This window comes from Clostridium sp. (genome assembly GCF_016650035.1).
Lineage (GTDB): Bacteria > Bacillota > Clostridia > Clostridiales > Clostridiaceae > Clostridium_AD.
In genome coordinates, this window is record NZ_JAENWM010000033.1 from 1 (window position 1) to 21,982 (window position 21,982).

Consider the following 21,982-nt stretch of genomic DNA (forward strand, 5'->3'; position numbering starts at 1 on the left):
AAAAGTGAACTATGAAAATGAATTGAAACTTATTTTATCAGCAATATTATATAAAAAAATCTGCGAATCACAAATAGTAATAGTAATTTATAATTTTAAGTTAAATTAGTGCTTTTAAAAAAAATCATGCTTCAGCTCTGGTAATTATATTAGTTGGTTGACAAACTATTTGCTAGCAAGTATAATGAAATTATTCCACATTGGAAGAAAAACAAATTATTTTAGGAAAAAATAAAGGTAAATTTAAATGGCCATAATCTATATTAGTAACTCAATTGCATTTATGCTACATGCGACGATCACGTTTTATAAGTTTACTTGACAAGCATGATTAGTTTAAAATACAATATGAATGTAACTAAAATTAGAGGTGAAGTAATTATGGAGATGAATGAATGTATTAATTTTTTATTAACAAAAGCACAACAAACAGTTTTTCAATATTTAAAGTCCGAACTTGCACAGTATGATGTAACGCCTGTACAATATGGAATACTAAAATGTCTTTGGGATGAGGATGGACAAACACCCAAGCAAATTGCGACGATTTTAATTTTAGATGGTTCAACTATCACTGGAATCATTGAAAGAATGGTAAACAAAGGATTAGTTGTGAGAGTTGCTGGTATAGAAGATAGGCGTACTTTACAGGTTGAATTAACTAAACAGGGTCTCTTACTGCGTGAGCCAATAGAAAAAATCATTGAAGAAGTAAATAAAAAAGTATTAATTAATTTTAGTTCAGATGAACAAAATCAATTAAAGTTAAGGTTAAAACAAATAATAAATAACTGAAATATGAGTTAGAAAATTTAGACTTTGTGAAGGTCTATATTTTTTAAAATAATACTTTGCTTGCAAACTATTTGCGGACAAAGTACAGATTGAAGGTATAAGAGCTTAAAAGAAAAGGAAACAAGTTATTTTTTTGAAAATGAAAAAATGTAGGAGGTTGTAAATATGGATTTTAGTTTATCAAAAGAGCAAGAACAAGTAAGGGATATGGTGAGAGCTTTTGCTGAAACAGAGCTTAAACCTATAGCTGAGCAGAATGACACTGATAGTGAATTTCCAGTAGAAGCTTATAAGAAACTGGGTAAATTAGGTGTTTTAGGTTTGCCATACCCTAAGGAATATGGTGGGTCAGGTGGAGACGTTTTATCTTACGCAATAGCAGTAGAAGAAATATCAAAGGTACATGCTTCAGTAGGAATTGCATACTCTGTAACTACGTCTCTATGTGCAGGAGGGATATTTAGTAGTGCTTCAGAAGAACAAAAGAAAAAATATCTTCCAGATATACTTTCAGGTAAAAAATTTGGGTCATTTGGTTTAACTGAGCCAGGTGCAGGATCCGATGCAGGTGGAGTTGAAACTGTAGCAGTTAAAAAAGGTGATAAATACATTATAAATGGTTCAAAATGCTTTATTACAAATGGACCACTATCAGAAACATTCTTAATATTTGCAAGCACAAATAAGAGTATAGGTACAAAAGGATTATCAGCTTTCATAGTTGAAAAGAGCTTCAAAGGATTCTCAATAGGGAAAATTGAGGACAAATGTGGGATACGCGCAGCACAGGTTTCAGAGTTAGTATTTCAGGATATGGAAGTTCCAGCTGAAAACTTAGTTAAGGCCGAAGGAAAGGGTTTTGGTATTGCTATGAAAACTCTTGATGGTGGTAGAATTGGTGTGGCAGCGCAAGGACTTGGTATTGCAGAAGGCGCATTTGAAATAGCAAAACAGTATATGAAAGAAAGAAAACAGTTTGGAAAGCCTATATTTAAGAATCAATCTTTAGCATTTAAAATGGCTGAATTAGACCTTGAAATTGAACAAGCTAAGTATATATTATATAAAGCAGCTATGGATAAACAAGAAGGAAGAAATTATTCGGTTTCAGCAGCTAAAGCAAAACTTGCTTGTACAGATGCAGCTATGCATGTAACTGTAGAAGCTGTTCAGATGCTTGGTGGAAATGGATACATGAGAGAGTTCCAAGTTGAAAGAATGATGAGGGATGCTAAGATTACTCAGATTTATGAAGGAACAAATGAAATACAAAAAATGATTATTAGTGGTAGTATTTTTAAATAATTTAAATCTTATTTTATAGGAGGGTTCATAAATGAATATAGTTGTTTGTATAAAACAAGTACCGGATACAACTGAAGTTAAAATAGATCCTAAAACAGGAACACTTATTAGAGATGGAGTTCCTTCAATAATTAATCCTGATGATAAAAATGCTTTAGAATCAGCATTAGTACTAAAAGATGATCAAGGTGCTCATGTTACAGTAGTTAGTATGGGACCACCACAGGCTGAAAAAGCATTAAGAGAAGCTCTTTCAATGGGAGCTGACGCCGCAGTATTAATTTCTGATAGAGCATTTGCAGGCGCAGATACTTTAGCTACTTCAAATGCATTAGCAGGTGCAATGCGTAAACTTGATTACGATATAATATTTGCTGGAAGACAAGCAATTGATGGAGATACAGCACAAGTTGGTCCAGAACTCGCAGAACGTCTTGGAATTGCACAGGTTACTTATGTAGAAGAAGTAATGTCTGTTAATGGTGATACTTTGAGAATAAAGAAAGCAACAGAAGATGGATATGAAATAATTAAAGTTAAGACTCCAGTACTTTTAACTGCTATCAAAGAGTTGAATACTCCAAGATATGTAAATATGTCAAACGTATTTGAAACATTCAAGAAGGAAATAAAGGTATGGACTGCTAGTGACATTGGTGTTGATAAATCTCTACTTGGGCTTTCAGGTTCAGGAACAAAGGTAATTAAATCTTGGACAAAAGAATTAAAGGGTAAGGGCGAAATTGTAGATTTACCATTTAAAGAGGGAGCAGCATACACAGTTGCTAAATTGAAAGAAAACCATATTATTTAAAATTAGGAGGGATTTATAATGAATAAGGCTGATTATAAAGGCGTATGGATAATTGCTGAACAAAGAGATGGTAAATTGCAAAACGTATCTCTAGAATTATTAAGTAAAGGAAAAGAACTTGCAGAAACTCGTGGAACTGAATTAACTGCAGTATTGCTTGGAAGTCAAGTTGGCGATTTTACTAAAGAATTAATAGCTCATGGAGCTGATAAGGTATTATATGCGGAGAGTCCACTATTAAAGAATTATACTACTGATGGATATACAAATGTTATTGTTGATTTAATAGAGGAAAGAAAACCAGAAATAGTATTATGTGGAGCTTCTTTACAAGGAAGAGACTTAGCGCCAAGGGTTGCTGCTAGAATATCAACAGGACTTACTGCGGATTGTACAGGACTTGCAATTGATGAAGAGTCAAAAAATCTTCTTCAGACAAGACCAGCATTTGGTGGAAACCTAATGGCTACTATAGTTTGTGAAGAAAAAAGACCTCAGATGTCAACGGTAAGACCTGGTGTATTTAATAAATTACCAAAAGATCCAAGTAGAAAAGGCGTTGTTGAAAGGGTAACTGTTAATTTAAAAGAATCAGAAATAAGAACTACAGTAGAAAAAATAGTTAAACTAGCTAAAGATATAGTTGATATAGGAGAAGCAGAAGTTCTTGTATCTGGTGGAAGAGGAATTGGTAGCGCTGAAGGTTTCAACGTGTTAAAAGAGCTTGCTGATTTACTTGGAGGTACCGTATCAGGATCACGTGCGGCTGTTGATAATGGTTGGGTTGATAAATTATGTCAAGTTGGACAAACTGGAAAGACTGTAAGACCAGGAGTATATTTTGCATGTGGAATTTCTGGTGCAATTCAGCATCAATCAGGTATGAATGATAGTGATTTTATCATTGCTATAAATAAGAATTCTGATGCTCCAATGATGCGAATAGCTGACCTTGGTATTGTTGGTGATTACAAGAAGGTTATTCCTGAATTAATCGCCCAAATCAAAGATGCGGCTACAAAATAATAATTAGGCTATTTATTAATTATTATTTTTGAAATAATGCCCTGTATTTAGACGTGAATTCTAAATACAGGGCATTATTCATATTGTCTCTTTTATAAAATAATTTTTATTTAGTATTGAGTTTCTCTCACTTGCTTAATTTTTTCTTTTAGCATATCAATATCTTTAAATTTCAAACCACTAGTTCTAATGCTTTTTTCTGCCTCATCAAAGTTCTCAGCTAGTATAAATTTATTTATATCATTTATTTTTAATTGATAATTAATATATTCATTTAATGTGAAAATACCTATAATACTGAGCGTAATTATTATAATTACAACTGTAAGTTCCTTGATAAATTTTGTTTTCAACCTAATGCCCCCTTAACATTTGCAATTTAATATAAATATATTACTTCAGAAATTTATTTATGTATTAAATAATACAAATTAAGGATAGAACTAAGATTATCTGAATTCTTATTGTTATACTGTTAATTAAAGGGCTGTCTAAAAATGATTTATTAATCGTTTTTAGACAGCCCTTTTAGAATGGAAAAGCTTATTTACTTTTATTTATAATATCTATTAAAATCTCCATTCTTTTATGAATATTTGGTTGTATGTTATCACGTTTATAATGGAAATCATTTGGATCTAATAAATAACTATGAGTTATTCCAAATAGTTTTTTATTATCCGAAATTCCACTCTTTAACATTTCTGAAAGCTTTTCAATACTAAAGTATTCTAGTCTTAATTCTTCATTTTCATTTTGTGCGTAAACAGGTAAAGGAGTTAGTATATTTTTTGTTACCCTATACTCAGGTCTATAAATATTGTGAGATTCATATGTTATAGGAGTTATCTCGGATAAAATCTTTTCGGTATTATCATCTATTGAAAAATATCCTCCACGGAAGGCCGAAACAGGCTCAATGCCGAGGAGTGAAATATATTCATAACAATGCTTTATTATAAGTGTTTGTTCATCATAAGAATAGGCGGATATTAAATCCTCATCACTTTTTATAAATGGACAGTGCTTTTCTATATGTTCTGGCAAATTATTTGGATGAATATGAAGACCAAATATAACTTTATAATTGTTTTTTATTTTTTCTATTAGATTAAGGTTGTTCATCATTTCCGCAAAGTAAGGGGTTATAAATAAGAGGGTATATATATTATTATCTGAATTTAATTTTAATAGTTTTTCTAAGTTTAATACATTGTTTTTTAAGTTTTTATCAAAATTATAACCTTCACAATCTATAGTCAGAATGAAATTGTGATCTCCCATATAGTTATCTGTAAAATATTTCATATGTAAGCATTGCCTCCTAAAATTATTTTCCCCATGGCATTAATGCCAATAGGTACGTCATATTATTGTAACATGGTCATGAAGAATAAGTAAGGAATATTTTTGTCCCTTTTGCCACAAGACATAAGCATTGTCTTGATGTATTGTATTTTTATGAGTAAAATGTTATAATATATTTGGAAGTATAAATATATAAGATTTATAAAAAATACTTTTAAATTTATGAATGAGGTGAAGCCAATGTTAGTTTATAATGACAAAATTTCTGAATTTTTAAATCATGTAAAAACTTCTAACATAGGTATAAATAAATCTATACACATTAAATTTAATATAGGACTAAATTTCAATTTAGTTAGGAACACTTAGAAAGTAATATGCACTTTCTAGGTGTTTTATTTTTTTATTAATAAGTTAAAGAAATAAAAATTAAAAGGAGAATTTAATTATGAATAAGAGTGAGATTATAATAAAAGGGTTACCTGTAAAAACAACTAAGCTAGATAATGGAGATGTAAATTTACTATTTAAAATACCAAATTATGATAAACAGGAATCAATTTATAGAGTAATTGTAAAGAAAGATTATTGGAAAGATGCAGTAGAAGGTATGACTAATGTGAATTACTTTGTAATTAAAGGGGAACTTAAAGCATGTGTAAATAGTAAAGGTACACCATTTATCTCAGTAGAAGCGACATCAATTAAAGCATTTCAATTGTTAAAAGATGAGAATGGACAAATAGATTTAAATTTTGAAATGCCAATTGGAACTGTTGAAATAGTGGATATTTCAAAGTTAGTAAACCAAAATGAAGATATGTCAATAAAACGTTCGAAGAATAAAGCAATAAATTATATGAAAAATAATAAGAAGTTTAGTAGACCTATTATTGTTAAAAAAGAGAGTTTTATAATAGTGTCGGGACATGACCAATATGCAGCTGCTCAAGAACTTGGGATAAATAGTGTTCCAGTTTCATATGAGGAAAATTAAAAAGGCGGGAACCATGTTCCCGCTTGTTTTTAATAAAATAGGTCAAGTTATGTAATTGATTGCAAAATAACAGCATCATTTCTGAGTTTTTCAGATTTCCAATTAAAGACTATACATGAATCTAATTTAGGATAATACATATTAACTTCTTCATCCTTTAGGAACATTTTAAGGTTAAAGGCTGCATATATAAAAGCTGCCTTTTTTTTGTTCGCATTTGAGTATTTTCTCATATTAATTAATCCACAAGCTGTGCCCGCTAGATGAAATGAAGGGTTGTATAGGCTGTTACGGCTATCATTAACAATTAGCTTCACATTCTCCCGAAGTTTACTTATAAGCTGCCTTAAAAGGGTCATCCCTTTTCCTTGGGGAAGGTCTATTTCTGTTATTCCATAACTTAAACCTTCACATACCTTACTCCATAATTCTCTATCTGTTTGTTTGTTAATTTCTAAGTAATCGCCTAGTGTAATTGATTCAAGATATCTTAAATCGTGAAAAACATTACAATCTTCTAGAAAGTCACAAAAATCAATTATAACAGGCTTATTTTCAGTTATTATAATATTATCTCCTTGAAAATCCCCATGTGCATATGATGTAAGACAAGTTACATTAAGACCGTTCCAAATATTTTTATCATTAAAATAATAATATGGATTAGGTAGTAGTATGTCAGTTCCATCTAGTGATATCCATTTGATATTTTTATCTACACCTATTGATTCAAAGGCTTGTATGTATTTATCATCCATATATCTATATGAAAGTTCATTTTTAACGATATCCATTGGAGACATGGATTTTTTAACGTGTTCTTTGTTCCAAGTGAATAAAAACTTAGTTATTGCTGAAATTGTGTTATCTTTAAGTTCATCTTCATTTAGAACCTTGTCCAAAAATGTCTCACTATTGTGTATATCATCACCTGCTAAATCATATAAGTTAACATATAATGAAACTTTGCTTTTATCTACAATTTTATAACTAGTTATGAGTTTGGCAATATACTTTTGCATATTATTCTCTGAGGCAAGCCCGTAGGCCTTTTGAAATAGTTCCGTTTCATTTTTCTTAGTTATCTTTAAAATACCTACCCTATTTGCAGAACCGTATTCCACCATATATACTCCAGCTTCAGACCTTCCGCTTTTAAATTTTTTTAATACTTGAAAAGGAGCAATTTTATCTTTTGTATCGTTACCTATATTATTAATCTTAATTATCACATCGCCAATATTCATGTAAAAGCCTCCTCTAACACTTTATCAAAATTAAGCTCATTAGATAGATTTTCTAGAATAAGCTTTACGTATGTATTATATTATACTTAATAAGTTTACACAAATCTTTGAAGAAAATTCAATACAAAAGTTATCTTGAGATATTTTTGTACAGATGGAAATTTTGATTAATAAAATTTATACCGAATAAAAGCTGTGAATTTATATTCACAGCTTTTATAAAATTTTACTTATGAGAAAAATCAGTGAATCCATCAATGCAAGTTACAAGCTCTCCTATTTCAGGTTTGCTCATTTGTGCATTGGCACCTACAGACTCTCCCTTATGCCTTAAATCAGCAGTGATTAATGAGGAGAATAGAATGACTGGTAATTTTTTAAGAATGCTATGTTCTTTAATTTTCCTTGTTAGTGTATGCCCATCCATTTGAGGCATTTCAATGTCTGTTATTAGTACATTAACATCCTCTATAAAATTACTGTTTTTTTTCTGGACCAGTTCAAGTAAATATACTAAAACTTGCTTTCCATCATCAAATATTTTTAGGTTGTTAAATCCTGCCTTGGTAAGAGTATCATTTAATAATCTTCTGATTAATGGAGAATCATCAGCTAAAACAAGTTTAACATTTGATCTATCTTTGTAGGCTATGTCATTAATTTTATCCTCGGTAATCCCTGTAGAAGGGCTGATTTCAGTAACTATTTTTTCAAAGTCTAGAAGTAATATTATTTTATCATTTATAACAATATTACCAATAACTAGTGAATTGATAGAAATGTCGTCAGGCTTAGTTATTTTATCCCATTTAATACGATTTACACCTACAATACTATCAATACTAAAGGCTACTTGGATTTTATTGAATTCACAAAGAATAATTGTTGATTCAATTTCAGTTTTATGTTGCTTTTCTAAGATGTATTTTAAGTCTACTAAAGTTATTATTTTATCTCTATATAATGTAAGCCCTGCTATAGCAGGATGAGAATCAGGGAGCTTCGTAAGATTAGTTGTATTTATTACCTCTTTAACTTTAATAATGTTAATTGCATAATGTTTTTGACTTATCACAAATTCAAGTATTTCAACTTCGCCAGTTCCAGATTCTAATAGTATATTATTATTCATATTTTTCCTCACTTTCGAATGGGTATAAAAAAATTATATATATATATTATATTTCGGATATAATTATAATAACTTTACTTATAAATGTAAATATAAAACGAAATTATTCTGCTAAATATGGTAAACTATATATTATGCATTAAAACGTTAGTAGCATTAATAGAGGGTGAAGAGAAATTGATAATAAATGGCGGATGGATAGAAACTATAGAAGGCAAATACATATTTATATTATGGGGACTGCTCGGAGAGACTAAGTGTACAAGGCGCGGTAGGAAACCTAAAAATGCACTTCTACTTTACGAAGAGATGGTTTCGGTTTTAGAACTTCGTAGCAAAATAAATAGTTCTGCTCTAGAAATAAAATGTGGAAAATATAAATATGATTCAATAAAAAAGCAACTTTATAAGAGAGAAATTAGAGGCATTACTTTTAACAATATAGATGCATTCCATATGCTTTTAAATATAGATAGAAAACGCATAGAGGGAGTAGAGTTGTCTCGAGAATTAAAGTTTTGGGTTACAGTGGCAAAGTTTACAGCAGAGCTAATTATAAAACATAAATATCTGCCTTCACTTACAATTGATAGGGCACATAAAAAAGTGGATTCTCAGTGGAGATGGCATACAAGCGATCCTGAATATATCTATAAAAAGAAGGCTTTATGCAGTAATATGCCAACAGAGTGTAAGGCGTATTTTCCCTTAGAAAATGATGAATTTATATACACAAATAGCACTAAACTGGTAAGCAATTTCATGGATTCTATAATTGATAGTATGGTGAGAGGAAGTTCTAGTGAAATAAATAGTGATAGTGAACACTTAATGTATGGTGTTAGTAACTTAGGTAGCGCTTGGATTTATTCTCTTTTTTCCAAGTTGCCTGAGATACCAGTTGATACCAGTGATCAGATTAAAATGTTAAACCAATATAAGAAGTGGATAGAACCTATAAGAATAAAAAACACTAATTTCAAATTTCGTACATGTTTTAAGGTAGTACCTCCTACAAGAGGAGATATTTGGACAATTGAATATTTACTTCAAGCAAAGGACGACCTAAGCCTTATGCTTCCGGCAAAAATGATTTTTGAAGAATCTGTGGATACTATCACTTATTTAAATAAAAAATTTAATAATCCTCAGGAAAGGCTTCTAGAGGATTTAGCGGTTGCGTCAAAAGTATTTATTCCTATCCAACGGAGTCTTTATGATGTAGCGCCGGTAGAATGTAAATTATCTATGGATGAAGCTTATTCATTTTTAAGGGAAGCAGCTTATTTTTTAAAAGAAAAAGGTTTTGGAATAATTGCGCCAGCTTGGTGGAAAAAACCTTCAAAGATTTCTGTTAGACTTAAAGAAAAAAATCAAAACACAAATAATAATATAGCAGCAAAGAGTACATTTAATATGGACACTATTCTTGAATACGATTGGAAACTGGCATTAGATGGAAATGAGATAAGTGAGAGTGAATTTGAAAATATTTCAAATCTAAAGGTGCCATTCATTCAATTTAGGGGTCAGTGGGTAGAAGTTGATGTACATCAAATTAAAAAGCTGGCCAAGATGAAAATGAATAAAGAATACAGTGGGAAGATACCTGTTTCAGAATTATTAAGAATTAATTTAAGTGATGAAGAAATAATTCCTGGAGTTAGTGTTGATAAAATAGACAATCAAGAAGCTGTAGAAAACTTTTTTCAAAAATTATTTAATTTGGATAATTTAGAACAAGTTGATATTCCATTAGGATTTAGAGGAATTCTTCGTGAATATCAAAAGAGAGGTTTCTACTGGTTAACATTTCTCCATAATTATGGTATAGGAGCCTGCCTAGCTGATGATATGGGACTTGGGAAAACTGTTCAAAGCATATGTCTTTTGCTTCATGAGAGGGAAAAGGGATTAACAGATAAACCTACACTTATAATATGTCCAACTTCAGTAGTGGGAAATTGGGAAAAAGAAATTGAAAAGTTTGCACCAGGTCTTAAATCATCAATTCACCACGGAAATAATAGGTGGACTTACGAAACATTTAGCAAGGAAGTTCGCAAAAATGAAGTTATCATTACAACATATGCTCTAATAGTAAGAGATAAGGATTTATTTCAAAAAGAAAAATGGGCAGGAATTATATTAGATGAAGCTCAAAACATTAAAAATAGTTCATCTAAACAAACTAAATGTATAAAAACTCTTAAAGCTGAATATAAGATTGCACTTACAGGAACACCAGTTGAAAATAGACTATCAGATTTGTGGTCTATTATGGACTTTTTAAATTGTGGATATCTATACAATTGGTCAACATTTAGAAGTGAATTTGCAGTTCCTATAGAGAGAGATGGGGATTCTAAAAAGAGTGTTAAATTAAAGAAAATAATTACTCCGTTTTTATTAAGAAGACTTAAAACTGATACGAATATTATAAAAGATTTACCAGAAAAAATAGAAACGAAAGAATATACTCCACTAACAAAGGAACAAGCTACTTTATATGGAGCAGTAGTGAAGGATTGTTTGAATAAAATTGATAATTCTGAAGGTATTCAGCGTAGAGGACTTATAATTTCTTCATTAACTAAGTTCAAGCAAATTTGTAACCATCCTGCACAGTTTTTGAAAGATGACAGTGAAATTGAAGGTCGCTCTGGAAAACTTGACAGTCTTTTAGAGATGCTAGAAGTTGTTGTGTCAGAAGGAGATAAATCATTAGTATTTACTCAGTTTGCAGAAATGGGACACATACTTACATCAGAGATAGAGAAAAAATTAGGTGTAAAAACACTATTTTTACATGGGGGAACAAGCAGAAAGAAAAGAGAAGAGTTGATTAATATTTTTCAAGATGAAGGTGACGAGCCTATGGTCTTTATATTATCACTAAAGGCTGGAGGACTTGGATTAAACCTTACAAAAGCGAGTCATGTGTTTCATTATGATAGATGGTGGAACCCTGCTGTAGAGAATCAAGCAACAGATAGAGCCTTTAGAATAGGCCAAGTTAAGAATGTTCATGTGCATAAATTTATATGTATGGGAACTCTAGAGGAAAAAATAGATGAGATGCTAGAACGGAAACAGGCACTTGCGGAAAGTATAGTTTCTACAAATGAAAACTGGATATCCGAAATGAGTAACGCGGAGATTAGAGAATTATTTAAATTAGAAAAGGAAAATGTAGTTAAGTAATATTAAGCAATGTTTTTGTGAAGGTGGGGGTGACGCTGTGACTGTAAGAATAAGAAATGAATTTGGTAGTAATTGGTGGTCTAAAAAATGGAATAGTGCAATTTCAAGCTTTACTATAAGCTCTAGAATTGACAGAGGACGAGAGTATGCAAGAGCAGGCAATGTATTGAACATAGAAGTTTCAAAGGGAGAAATTCAGGCTGAAGTCCAAGGTAACAGCTCGGAACCTTATGAGGTTAATATGGAGATTGATATTTTTACAAAAGAGCAGTGGGAAAAAATCATGAAAGTCATGGCACAAAAAGCTATATTTTGTGCTATGATTTTAAATGGAGAAATGCCTGAAAATATAGAAGAAGCTTTTAAGGAAGCTGGAGTTTCTCTTTTTCCTAAAAAACAAATACATTTAATAACTCAGTGTTCTTGCATGGATACTGCAAATCCATGTAAGCATATAGCTGCAGTTCATTACATGCTTGGCCTTGAATTTGATAGAGACCCTTTTGTTATATTAAAACTGAGAGGCATGGACAAGAGTGAATTTTTGAAAACATTAAGAATTCTAAGAAGCTGCAATGAGGGCGAGAAAATTAAAAGAAGAGCAAAGAGGTTACGCAAATCAAAAAAAACTATTGAAGACTTAAGAATGGAATTTGAAAAGTTTAGTGGAATAGATGAAGGAGTATTAAACATGACATTCTCTTATGTGTCGCCGGAAGTTGTACATGGAATTATAAAAACATTAGGTGTTCCAGATTTTTGCACAGATGAAGATAAGTTTGGTTATAAAATGAGTACAGCATATACTAAAACGGAAGAAGAAACTAGAAAGTATTTGTAGGTGCCATCCACGTGGCAAGTGGCAAAAGGTTAAAGAAATATGGAGGGAAAGTGGAAATCTTCAAAAGGATATAAAATCAATGGAGATATATGTGAAAATTGAGGAGCATAAATGCTACTATGTTATTAATGAAACTGTTTCAGGCAAATTTGAATTAACTGCATAATTATTATAAAAGAGCTTAAAATTTAATTTTAGGTTCTCTTTTATTTTAATTACAATATGTTATAAGCTATTCGGTTTCTACTTATTGTGGCAGGACATATTATATAAATGGAAGGGGCACGGTACTCTTTATGATTAAAAATATCTTATTCAACAAATATGTTTTATTCATTGCTATTGGCATATTTATAGTTTGCTTTTCTTATTTTGAGAACAATAATATAGTGATTTCTAATTACAATATAAAAAGTGATAAACTTTCAAAAACTTTTAATAATTTCAAGATAGTCCAAATTTCAGATTTGCATAATAAAGTATTTTATAAAGATAATAACCCGCTTACATCAAAAATAAAATCACAAAACCCTGATATTATAGTTATTACTGGGGATTTAGTGGATAGACGAAAATATAATGAAGAAAATGCACTAGCATTCATTGATAAAATAAAATCCATAGCACCAATATATTATGTTAATGGAAACCATGAAGGATGGTCTGGAAAATTTGCAACTTTAGAAAAAAAACTTAAAGATAAGGGAGTAATTGTTTTAAGAAATGAATCTATTCTATTCGTTAAAGGTAAAGATAAAATTGAAGTTTTGGGGGTAGACGATCCTTCTTTCAACACCTCTGCTCACTCTGAAGATATAATAAAAAAAGAATTGCTTGCAGCTAATGATAAAAATAATTTTAGAATATTGCTTTCTCATAGACCTGAGATTTTTGACTTTTATGTTTATAATAATATAGATATTGTGTTTACTGGTCATGCGCATGGGGGACAAATTATTATTCCTTTTTTAGGAGGGATTGTTGCACCCAATCAAGGGTTTTGGCCAAAGTATTATAAAGGTATGTACACAAAAAATAATACTACAATGGTAGTAAGCAGAGGACTTGGCAATAGTATTTTTCCACAGAGAATATTCAATAGGCCGGAAATAGTTACAGTGACATTGAATCCTGGGTATAAATGAATAGGGGAATTTATATGAATTTGGCGCTAAAGTAATGTTATGACATGTCGATAATAAAGAGAATCAGTATAAGGGGGATAAAACTAATGAAAAAAATAGCAAAGCAAACAAAAGGACTGGATATTAAGACAAAACTCATAACAGTTACTGGATTACTCTTACTTATACCTGTAGTTACATTAGGGTTAATAAGTTATATAGTTGCAAAAGGAGAACTTGAAGAAAGTGGAAAAATTTTACTTAAAAATAGTGTAGAAATGACGCTTCAAGTAATTGATGGAGAGCAGAAACTTGTGGACGCAGGTAAGATAACACTTGATGAAGCTCAAGAAAATGTTCGAGTGTATATGTTAGGTGAAAAAAATGCGGATGGAACAAGAACTATTAACAAAAGCGTGAGTCTTGGAGAGAACGGATATTTGCTTGCATATACTCAAGAGGGTATTGAAGCAGCGCATCCTACTTTAGAAGGAAAGAGTGTAATTGACGTTCAAGATAAGAAAGATGGAACATATTTCGTTAAGGATCAAATTAAAGTAGCAAACGATGGTGGTGGATATTTGACTTATGGTTGGACTCTTCCTAATTCAGAGAAGATTTCAAGTAAGATTACCTACCAAAAAACAGATCAAAACTGGGAATGGGTCGTTAGTGCTGGAACTTATACAAGTGATTTTAACATGGGATCAAATAAAATTCTTAAGACAATGATTTTTATGCTCCTTGCAGTACTTGTTTTAGGATCAACGATAATTGCACTATTTGCGCAGCATATAGCTGTTCCAATTAAGAAAATTGGAGAAGCTGTAGATGTTGTAGCTTCAGGAAATTTAAATATACCAAATTTAAATATTAAAAACAGGGATGAAATAGGTAAGTTAAATGAATCATTCAATAAAATGGTTAAGAACGTAAATGGACTAATAAGCTCAGTAAAGGATTCGTCTACGGTTGTGTTTAACTCTTCAAATGTCTTAGATAGCATTGTTGATGAAAATATAGCTGCTATTAATGAAGTATCAGCAGCGGTTGAAGAAATTGCAAGAGGATCAAGTGAGCAGGCGAAGGAAGCTGAAAAAGGGGTTAGTAGGGTTATGAGCTTATCAGATAAGATAGAACTCGTTACAGGGCTAACTGTAAAAACTAATGAGGCTACAGCTGAAACAGTTGGTATAGGGGGGAAAGGCCTTGAGGCAATAGAATTTCTTTTAAAAAAATCAGAGGAAAATAGTAAATCAGCTGGTAAGCTCAATGAAATAATATTGGGGGTTGATAAAAATTCTATAGAAATTGGTGCAATAACTGAAGCAATTAGTCAGATATCTGAGCAAACAAATTTATTGGCACTAAATGCTGCTATAGAAGCTGCTAGAGCAGGGGAACAGGGGAAAGGCTTTGCAGTAGTTGCTGAAGAAGTAAGAAAGCTAGCTTCACAGTCTGCTATATCTGCTGGGAAAGTAAGAGAACTAATTGACGGTATACAAAAAAAATCAAAAGAGGCTGTTAAAGCTATGCAAGTTGGAAATACAATAGCTAAAGAACAAAATTCGTCTGTAATAGATGCTAAAAGTATATTTGTAGAGATATTAAAGGCTGTAGATAAGATTTCAGAAGATATGACAAGCATTAAAGGCTATAGCTTGGACATGGAAAGTGAAAAAAATGTTTTAATCGAAATTTTAGAGACTCTTTCAGCTTCGACTGAGGAAAACTCAGCTGCAACTCAACAGGTTTCGGCGTCTACTGAGCAGCAACTTGCAAGTGTAGAACAAATCCTATCACACACTCAAGATTTAAAGAGTCTTGCAGAAAAGCTTAGAGAGTCAGTGGATGCATTTCAGATTTAAAGTTTAAAATGTGATTCCACTAACTTTTATACACGTAGATAACTCTACGGAGTCACTTCTAAAGTGATTTCGTGGAGTTTTTTTTGTTGTTGTCACACATTTAAAGGTGAAATCAATAAGGTCTAAATGCTGTTATGAGCAAGTCTAGAGTTAGGAGTCCTATATTTTATAATTTGGTGTCTCTCTAGTATTTCTAATGAAGTATAAGTATATTTAATAAATACAGAAGCTGTAACGAAGGATATTATATCAGATATTGGATAGGCAAGCCATGCGCCGAGGACTCCCATATCTAAACCACTCATAAGTGCATATGCTAGTGGGATAAATATTATTATCTGTCTGTATATAGACAATTTGAAAGAGGTTTTAACTCTATTTATAGCTTGGCAATAGTAAATTGCTAAATAGTATATTCCTAGGGAAGGAAAAACAGCTATAACTATTCTAAAAGCCCTTGATGCCTCCTCAATAATAACAATATCATTTATAAATAAGCTTATAAGCTGTTTTGAAAAAATCATAAATATTGCCCATATTAAAGTTGAACTTATTGATACTGAAATTATTGATATCTTAACAACTTCTTTTAACCTCTTGTAATTTCCAGCACCAAAATTATAGGCGGCTATTGGTTGCATAGCTGCACTTATACCAAGTACGGTCATAAATAGAAACATTGAAACTCTTGTAATTAAACCAAAAGTTATAATGGCTAAATCCCCTCCATAGGAGGCTAATAGATTGTTTAATATAACTGATACCACTGCGTCTGATATTTCTATGATAAAGGTTGAAAACCCAACGAATATTATTCCAATTGATACTGATTTATTAAGAGTCAGTTTAATTGGAAGTTTCAAGCTTTTCACTACCTTTATAAATTCATATAAAACATAAGTGAAACCTATTATCTGAGAGGTTACTGTTGCTATAGCAGCTCCACTCATACCATAAGAAAGTACATTTACTAAAAAATAATCTATTATTACATTAAAAATTGCTCCAATAGAAGTACTTAATAAAACTATTTTAGTGTTTCCAAAAGCAGTCATAATATAAGAAGCAATTACTGTAAAGGATTGAAACATTACACCTATTAATATGATACTCACATATTCTTTTGCAAGAGGGAATATATTTTTCGTTGCACCTAAACCATATACAATTGAATCTTTAAAAATAAAAATACCAATAGAAACTACAGATATTATTATAAGCATTAGAACTATAGCATTAGGTATTATAATTCTTAAATTTTCATAATCTTCTTTACCACAACTTCTTGCAACTGCGGTAGAAGTTCCGATAGCTATAAGCATAGATATGGCTAGAAATAATCTTTGTATTGGAAAAACTATGGTTAAAGCACCTATAGCATTAGCTCCTATTGCTTGCCCCACAAATATAGAATCAACTGTGTTGTACATTTCGGCTACCATTAAAGAAATTATTGCGGGCACGGAAAATTTTAATAAAAGTTTTCCGATTTTTTCTTCCCCAAACATTTTATTGCTTTCTGCAAAGCTATTCATTGTCATTAAATCCACTTCTCCTAATTTTTTTTTGTTTCAACAGTATTATTGTAAGCTATTCGCATTAAATTAACATTTACATAGTTGCTAGATAAGAAGCACAAAGTTGCTAATCAGTGTGTTTAAAATTTGGTCTAATAACAAAAAAACACCTTAAAATAGGTGCTTTTGTACTTTTTGAAGAACTATCAAAGTAGAACCATAGCCTTCTATCTTTAATATGTTATTATACACTGCAGTTTTTTTAGCATAAGATAAGGAGATATTAGGAGAAGAAATTTTATTTAAAATTTTCCATTCGTCAAAGCTAAGTCTTTTGGGCTTACCCATACACAACCATATATCGTAAGCTGACCCGATTTTTTCTGAAACTATATATTTAATAACTTTATAGTCGTGAATTAAATTTTTAATGGTTAAGGATATTTTTATCTCAGTAATATTTTTACTACCTTTACCTTTGGATAAATCCTCTAGATTAATTAGGTTATTAATCTCACTACTGTAACTGTAAAGTAGGACCTGTATATCTTCATCTCGTCTTGTGATAATATATCCATCACCCTTGTCTATAATCTCATTTCCTAGCTTTGATAATAAATAATAAGCATAGTAAGAAGATTTCTTTATACCATTTAATGTAATAATGCCAGGCGAACCGAAAAATAATTCGTTGTTTAAAATTGAATTTTCTTCTACAGTATCAAAGGCCTTTAGAGCCAATAGTTTATTATTACTGTTAATAAAATTATGAATAATATATGGCAGCATATAAGAGGAATCATAAATGGCATTTATATCTTTAGGAACATTAAATGGGTCTTCTATTAAATTATTCAATTCATATTTCTTGAAGATTTCCCGTGTAATATCTATATACTCTAAAGATAAATCATTTGAAGCTTGGAATTTCCACTGTTTAACTATCTCAATTCCATATATGTCAGCAAAATATAGTATAAAGCTTTCTAAGAGTTTTATGAAAGAGTTTTTATCATCAAAAGTCTGGTTCAAAATAATTAATGGACCAAGGGATATATCCATTAAAAATTCTAATAGCTTGTCAACCTCATCCCAATTTAAAAAGCTTACATTATCATTGAAATATATTTTCATTTCTTTTCCGAATAAGTTTTGAATTATACCATTTTTGAAGCCTATAGTTTGTTGGATAGATCTCAAATATTCCTGTTCCCTTGCTTTAATAAGTTCTTTTGCATCTCCTAAATTTATTTTTTCTTTCCATGTATGTTCCAAGGGGTTGCCTTCTAACAAAAAATCTGTTTGAAGTTTTATAATTTTATTAGTATAGTTAAATCTATCATAGTCCTCTAAATAATAAGATAAGTATTGTAGCGATTCAGGCAAATCATATGTTTGAATATTTTTAAAACTATTAAATTTATCCTCTGTAATATGATATTTTTTCCTGTATTGGAGTGGTGTACACTTACAGTATTCTTTAAAACTCTTATTATAATATCTTGAATGAGAAAAGCCAACATCCTCAGAAATATCTGTTATGGTTTTATCTGTATCTAATAGTAATTTAATAGACTCGTCTACCCGTACTTTATTTAGTAATTCACTAAAATTTGTTCCAGACATATCTTTTATTTGGTGAGATAAATAATAAGAACTTAAATATTCTTCCTTAGCTATATCCTGTAAACTGATTTTGTTCATGTAGTTATTATAGATGTATCTGCTAATCCTTTGATACCTTTCAAATTGTAATCCATTCACCTTTAGTCCTTTTTCATCATAAGTGAGATAATGAAAATTGTTTATTAAATGAAATAGTAACTTTATTAAAGTAGACTCTATTTGGTCATCAAAGTTTTCACTTTTTTGTATTACCTCACAGGCTAAAATGGACAAATATTTTCGGAGAACATCATATTTTTCTTCTTGTTGTGAACCCTCTTCGCCTGAGTTTGTATAAAAATAAATATTTTCTATATCATTATAATATTTTTCGAAGAATGTAGGATCTATGTGAAAAATTAAAACTTTATTTTCTTCCACTGAATAGATTTTATGGGCTTCATCTGGATTTATAATCTCAATTTCATTTTCATGAGATTTATAGTTTCCTGATTCTATAAGTACATTAATAGAACCCTTTAGCACAAAAATTATTTCCAAAGAATTGTGCCAATGTATGGGATAGTCATTTATACTCTCTAAGGATGCACTTATAGGTAAACCGTTTATGTAACTTATATATTCTTTTCTCATCATAAAAACCCCTTTGGTGCCACCCACGTGGCAAGTGGCATCCAATTTAATCCATTTCTAAACTGTCAAATACACCCTTACTTAGGAGCATTATTAAAAATGATGCTATAATATTATACCAAATTAATACTATATAGGATATATACTGTGCAGAAGAATTATCACCAGAACGGATTAACAAAGCTACATGTATAATAATTCCCGGTAATATTACTAATAATGTAATACCCATTTTTATGAACATTCCAAGTGTTTTTGAATGTACGGATCCTAAAAATCTTCTTGAAAGCACATCGCCATAAGTATATATTGCACCAAAGGACGCATAGGTAATAGCAGATAATATTGAGATTAGTGGATTACTTTTAAATATAATTCCAGATACAGCAAATAGTACAAGTCCATCTATTGTATATTTAATTAAATCTGCTAATGTGGAATAAAATAACTTGGACATTGAGGAATAAGGAATTAAAAATATAAACTGCTTTGAAAGTTCCTGTGACCATTTTCCTTGTGAGGTAAAGAAGAATAACATATATATTGAGAAATATAAAACTGTGCTCATACTTCCACCTGGGACAATGTAACGTGAACCTAATCCTACACCTACCATTATTAAGGTCATTTTATCTATAAAAGGAATTCCAGACTTTTTGTATTCAAGAAGATGTCTGTAAAAAATCGCACTAGAACCATTACCAATGTTCCCAGGTTTAATCTTTCTGAATTTTTTTCTTCCATAATTTATATTACTCTTTCCGGATTTTTTCATTGCAAACATTTCTTCTTTCTTATCAGTTGCTGCAAGAACATCTTCATAATAATCCGAGTTTAGTTTGTATAATGCATAAATCATAGAAATAATAACGATTACGCAAAGCAGTATATGGATGAAAAATGAATAAGTTATACCATTAACAGCTGCCATTAAAATAGACTTAATCCAACCTATGAATGGAATATAGATAAAGAAACTATTATTTAAAAAACTAACAGCTGCCTTTGAAAAATCTTTGTATATGTATATGTTAGATAAAAGAGCAATACCAAAAATAGCAGTTACAATATTTAATATTTTTTTAGCTATATTTCTTGTTTTACTTGATTTAGATGTTATGGAATAAGTTAACAAACCTAATATTGACATAGTAAAAATAAGGAAAAATGCAACTAAAAGAATTATAATAATACCAGCCCCAGTTATAGGTAAGAAATTTCTTGCGTTTGGAATCTGGAATAATAAGAACATAACAAGGAATAATGAAGTATAGAGCTGCTTAATAAATCCATAAATCAAGACCTTTTTTGATGATAGGGGTGCTGTGAAAACTAAATTTACATCTGATAGCCTAAAAAAGCTACTTCCGTTATCAATTCCATTTTTGACTCCATACCATGCAACCATCAAAATTGCTGCAGTTGCGATAGCTCCATATGTATCAGCATTTCCATTTACAGAACTTTTTTGTGGCATAATAAATGATGAAACTATGATAAAAATAAAAAAGATCAATATAAGTAAATAGAGTATCAATATGCCTGGTTTTTTCTTAAGTTGCAAAATATGGTTTTTTAATGTTTTTCTTAATATATAAAAAAGTGGCTTCATTTTATTCCCTCCGTAACATCGAAGAAAATTTCCTCTAGAGATTCATTGGTGGCGAGTAGCTCTTGTTTTGTCCTTGACATTAATATAGACCCTTCTTGCATTATAAGTGCTCTATCCCATAAACCTTCTATGCTATTTATAATATGAGTACTTATAACTACGGAACATCCGGCCTTTTTTAATTCTAAAAACACATTACTTAGTTCTTTTATTGCTTTTGGGTCAAGTCCTACCATAGGTTCGTCAAAAAGCATTACTTTAGGATTTGGTAAAAGTGCACAGCATATACTTACCTTCTGCTGCATGCCCTTTGAAAGTTCTTTACCTAGCTTATCTCTCTTATCAGATAATTCAAATCTTTCAAGAAGAGCTTCAGCCTTCTCCTTATAATCACTTATCTTATACGCTCCAGCTATAAATTCAAGATGCTCGTATACTGTAAGCATATCGTACATTGCTGGTGTTTCAGGTATAAAACCAAAAAGTTTTTTTGCGTCTAAACTTTTATTAATATACCCACAAATGTCAATTTCACCTTCGTATTTTAAAAGTCCTGCTATGCATTTTATAGAAGTTGTTTTACCAGCACCATTAGGTCCTAGTAGCACGGCAATTTCACCATCATTAACATAAAAACTAATATCATTTACTGCAGTAGTTTTACCATATCTCTTTGTTACATTTCTTACATTTAGCATAATAACCCTCCATTTTAAAATTAAACCTATAAGGGTATATTCTGCATTTTACCATTAATTCCTTTATCTATATAAGATTAGTTAGCATAGGGCAATTCACTTGCAAAATATAAATACATAAATATGTTATAAAAACAAGGTAAAGGTTATAATATAGTTACTTATATTTTTTCTTTCAAAAGATAAGATTTAAAAATAAATTTCGCTTAAATTATATTTAGGCGATTGTAGGGAG

The 21,982-nt window shown here is 30.6% G+C and carries 18 protein-coding genes; 10 read left to right on the forward strand and 8 right to left on the reverse strand.

Translation table 11 applies throughout. The features are described from left to right. Window positions 1-381 precede the first annotated feature (381 nt). The 4 genes from JJD95_RS09580 (at window position 382) to JJD95_RS09595 (ending at window position 3,940) form a co-directional block, all read left to right on the forward strand. Window positions 382-795: a MarR family winged helix-turn-helix transcriptional regulator gene (locus JJD95_RS09580; RefSeq protein ID WP_291642811.1), complete on the forward strand. Its 414-nt coding sequence runs from the start codon at window positions 382-384 to the stop codon at window positions 793-795. A gap of 165 nt (window positions 796-960) precedes the next feature. Continuing rightward, window positions 961-2,100, forward strand: a complete 1,140-nt coding sequence (locus JJD95_RS09585; RefSeq protein ID WP_291642749.1) for an acyl-CoA dehydrogenase family protein — start codon at window positions 961-963, stop codon at window positions 2,098-2,100. 31 nt (window positions 2,101-2,131) lie between these two features. Next, entirely contained in the window at window positions 2,132-2,914 is a 783-nt protein-coding gene (locus JJD95_RS09590; RefSeq protein WP_291642751.1) for an electron transfer flavoprotein subunit beta/FixA family protein, read from the forward strand. Between the two features lie 18 nt (window positions 2,915-2,932). After that, window positions 2,933-3,940: an electron transfer flavoprotein subunit alpha/FixB family protein gene (locus JJD95_RS09595; protein ID WP_291642753.1), complete on the forward strand. Its 1,008-nt coding sequence runs from the start codon at window positions 2,933-2,935 to the stop codon at window positions 3,938-3,940. Between the two features lie 110 nt (window positions 3,941-4,050). Here JJD95_RS09595 and JJD95_RS09600 read toward each other — a convergent pair whose 3' ends face one another. Both JJD95_RS09600 and JJD95_RS09605 read right to left on the reverse strand, forming a co-directional pair. Beyond that, a complete protein-coding gene (locus JJD95_RS09600) occupies window positions 4,051-4,293 on the reverse strand; it encodes a hypothetical protein (protein WP_291642755.1) in 243 nt (80 codons plus the stop codon). Between the two features lie 190 nt (window positions 4,294-4,483). Beyond that, window positions 4,484-5,248: a hypothetical protein gene (locus JJD95_RS09605; protein ID WP_291642757.1), complete on the reverse strand. Its 765-nt coding sequence runs from the start codon at window positions 5,246-5,248 to the stop codon at window positions 4,484-4,486. 448 nt (window positions 5,249-5,696) lie between these two features. Here JJD95_RS09605 and JJD95_RS09610 point away from each other — a divergent pair, with 448 nt between their 5' ends. Further along, window positions 5,697-6,245 carry a ParB N-terminal domain-containing protein gene (locus tag JJD95_RS09610; protein WP_291642759.1) on the forward strand — a complete coding sequence of 183 codons (549 nt, stop codon included), beginning with the start codon at window positions 5,697-5,699 and terminating at the stop codon, window positions 6,243-6,245. Window positions 6,246-6,292: 47 nt separating this feature from the next. On the opposite strand, the gene JJD95_RS09615 is transcribed toward JJD95_RS09610, so the two are convergent. Together JJD95_RS09615 and JJD95_RS09620 are read right to left on the reverse strand one after the other, a co-directional pair. After that, complete coding sequence (locus JJD95_RS09615) at window positions 6,293-7,492, reverse strand: hypothetical protein (protein ID WP_291642762.1); 1,200 nt, start codon at window positions 7,490-7,492, stop codon at window positions 6,293-6,295. 226 nt (window positions 7,493-7,718) lie between these two features. Next, entirely contained in the window at window positions 7,719-8,624 is a 906-nt protein-coding gene (locus JJD95_RS09620; RefSeq protein ID WP_291642764.1) for a chemotaxis protein, read from the reverse strand. A gap of 117 nt (window positions 8,625-8,741) precedes the next feature. Between JJD95_RS09620 and JJD95_RS09625 the strand changes: the two genes are divergently transcribed. The 5 genes from JJD95_RS09625 (at window position 8,742) to JJD95_RS09640 (ending at window position 15,661) form a co-directional block, all read left to right on the forward strand. After that, window positions 8,742-11,828: a DEAD/DEAH box helicase gene (locus JJD95_RS09625; protein ID WP_291642766.1), complete on the forward strand. Its 3,087-nt coding sequence runs from the start codon at window positions 8,742-8,744 to the stop codon at window positions 11,826-11,828. 37 nt (window positions 11,829-11,865) lie between these two features. Beyond that, window positions 11,866-12,669 carry a hypothetical protein gene (locus JJD95_RS09630; RefSeq protein ID WP_291642768.1) on the forward strand — a complete coding sequence of 268 codons (804 nt, stop codon included), beginning with the start codon at window positions 11,866-11,868 and terminating at the stop codon, window positions 12,667-12,669. Further along, a complete protein-coding gene (locus JJD95_RS20065; protein WP_367114800.1) occupies window positions 12,662-12,835 on the forward strand; it encodes a DUF6465 family protein in 174 nt (57 codons plus the stop codon). Before JJD95_RS09630 ends, JJD95_RS20065 begins: the two co-directional genes overlap by 8 nt. Window positions 12,836-12,965: 130 nt before the next feature. After that, window positions 12,966-13,814, forward strand: a complete 849-nt coding sequence (locus tag JJD95_RS09635) for a metallophosphoesterase (RefSeq protein WP_291642770.1) — start codon at window positions 12,966-12,968, stop codon at window positions 13,812-13,814. 86 nt (window positions 13,815-13,900) lie between these two features. Further along, on the forward strand, window positions 13,901-15,661 hold the full coding sequence (locus tag JJD95_RS09640; RefSeq protein WP_291642772.1) for a methyl-accepting chemotaxis protein: 1,761 nt from the start codon (window positions 13,901-13,903) through the stop codon (window positions 15,659-15,661). 122 nt (window positions 15,662-15,783) lie between these two features. Here JJD95_RS09640 and JJD95_RS09645 read toward each other — a convergent pair whose 3' ends face one another. The 4 genes from JJD95_RS09645 to JJD95_RS09660 form a co-directional block, all read right to left on the reverse strand. After that, a complete protein-coding gene (locus JJD95_RS09645; RefSeq protein ID WP_291642774.1) occupies window positions 15,784-17,202 on the reverse strand; it encodes an MATE family efflux transporter in 1,419 nt (472 codons plus the stop codon). Window positions 17,203-17,349: 147 nt separating this feature from the next. Continuing rightward, the gene (locus JJD95_RS09650) at window positions 17,350-19,437 is read right to left on the reverse strand and encodes a helix-turn-helix domain-containing protein (RefSeq protein WP_291642776.1); all 2,088 of its coding nucleotides are present in this window, start codon (window positions 19,435-19,437) and stop codon (window positions 17,350-17,352) included. 46 nt (window positions 19,438-19,483) lie between these two features. After that, entirely contained in the window at window positions 19,484-21,049 is a 1,566-nt protein-coding gene (locus JJD95_RS09655; RefSeq protein ID WP_291642778.1) for a putative ABC exporter domain-containing protein, read from the reverse strand. After that, on the reverse strand, window positions 21,046-21,747 hold the full coding sequence (locus JJD95_RS09660) for an ABC transporter ATP-binding protein (RefSeq protein ID WP_291642780.1): 702 nt from the start codon (window positions 21,745-21,747) through the stop codon (window positions 21,046-21,048). Before JJD95_RS09660 ends, JJD95_RS09655 begins: the two co-directional genes overlap by 4 nt. Window positions 21,748-21,982 lie beyond the last annotated feature (235 nt).

Bases quoted from the DNA above. Each gene is read 5' to 3' on its own strand.
- JJD95_RS09660 (WP_291642780.1), bottom strand. From the start codon at position 21,747: ATGCTAAATGTAAGAAATGTAACAAAGAGATATGGTAAAACTACTGCA.
- JJD95_RS09615 (WP_291642762.1), bottom strand. From the start codon at position 7,492: ATGAATATTGGCGATGTGATAATTAAGATTAATAATATAGGTAACGAT.
- JJD95_RS09635 (WP_291642770.1), top strand. From the start codon at position 12,966: ATGATTAAAAATATCTTATTCAACAAATATGTTTTATTCATTGCTATT.
- JJD95_RS09645 (WP_291642774.1), bottom strand. From the start codon at position 17,202: ATGACAATGAATAGCTTTGCAGAAAGCAATAAAATGTTTGGGGAAGAA.
- JJD95_RS09595 (WP_291642753.1), top strand. From the start codon at position 2,933: ATGAATAAGGCTGATTATAAAGGCGTATGGATAATTGCTGAACAAAGA.
- JJD95_RS09590 (WP_291642751.1), top strand. From the start codon at position 2,132: ATGAATATAGTTGTTTGTATAAAACAAGTACCGGATACAACTGAAGTT.
- JJD95_RS09605 (WP_291642757.1), bottom strand. From the start codon at position 5,248: ATGAAATATTTTACAGATAACTATATGGGAGATCACAATTTCATTCTG.
- JJD95_RS09650 (WP_291642776.1), bottom strand. From the start codon at position 19,437: ATGAGAAAAGAATATATAAGTTACATAAACGGTTTACCTATAAGTGCA.
- JJD95_RS09640 (WP_291642772.1), top strand. From the start codon at position 13,901: ATGAAAAAAATAGCAAAGCAAACAAAAGGACTGGATATTAAGACAAAA.
- JJD95_RS09625 (WP_291642766.1), top strand. From the start codon at position 8,742: ATGGTAAACTATATATTATGCATTAAAACGTTAGTAGCATTAATAGAG.
- JJD95_RS09610 (WP_291642759.1), top strand. From the start codon at position 5,697: ATGAATAAGAGTGAGATTATAATAAAAGGGTTACCTGTAAAAACAACT.
- JJD95_RS09655 (WP_291642778.1), bottom strand. From the start codon at position 21,049: ATGAAGCCACTTTTTTATATATTAAGAAAAACATTAAAAAACCATATT.
- JJD95_RS09585 (WP_291642749.1), top strand. From the start codon at position 961: ATGGATTTTAGTTTATCAAAAGAGCAAGAACAAGTAAGGGATATGGTG.
- JJD95_RS09580 (WP_291642811.1), top strand. From the start codon at position 382: ATGGAGATGAATGAATGTATTAATTTTTTATTAACAAAAGCACAACAA.
- JJD95_RS09620 (WP_291642764.1), bottom strand. From the start codon at position 8,624: ATGAATAATAATATACTATTAGAATCTGGAACTGGCGAAGTTGAAATA.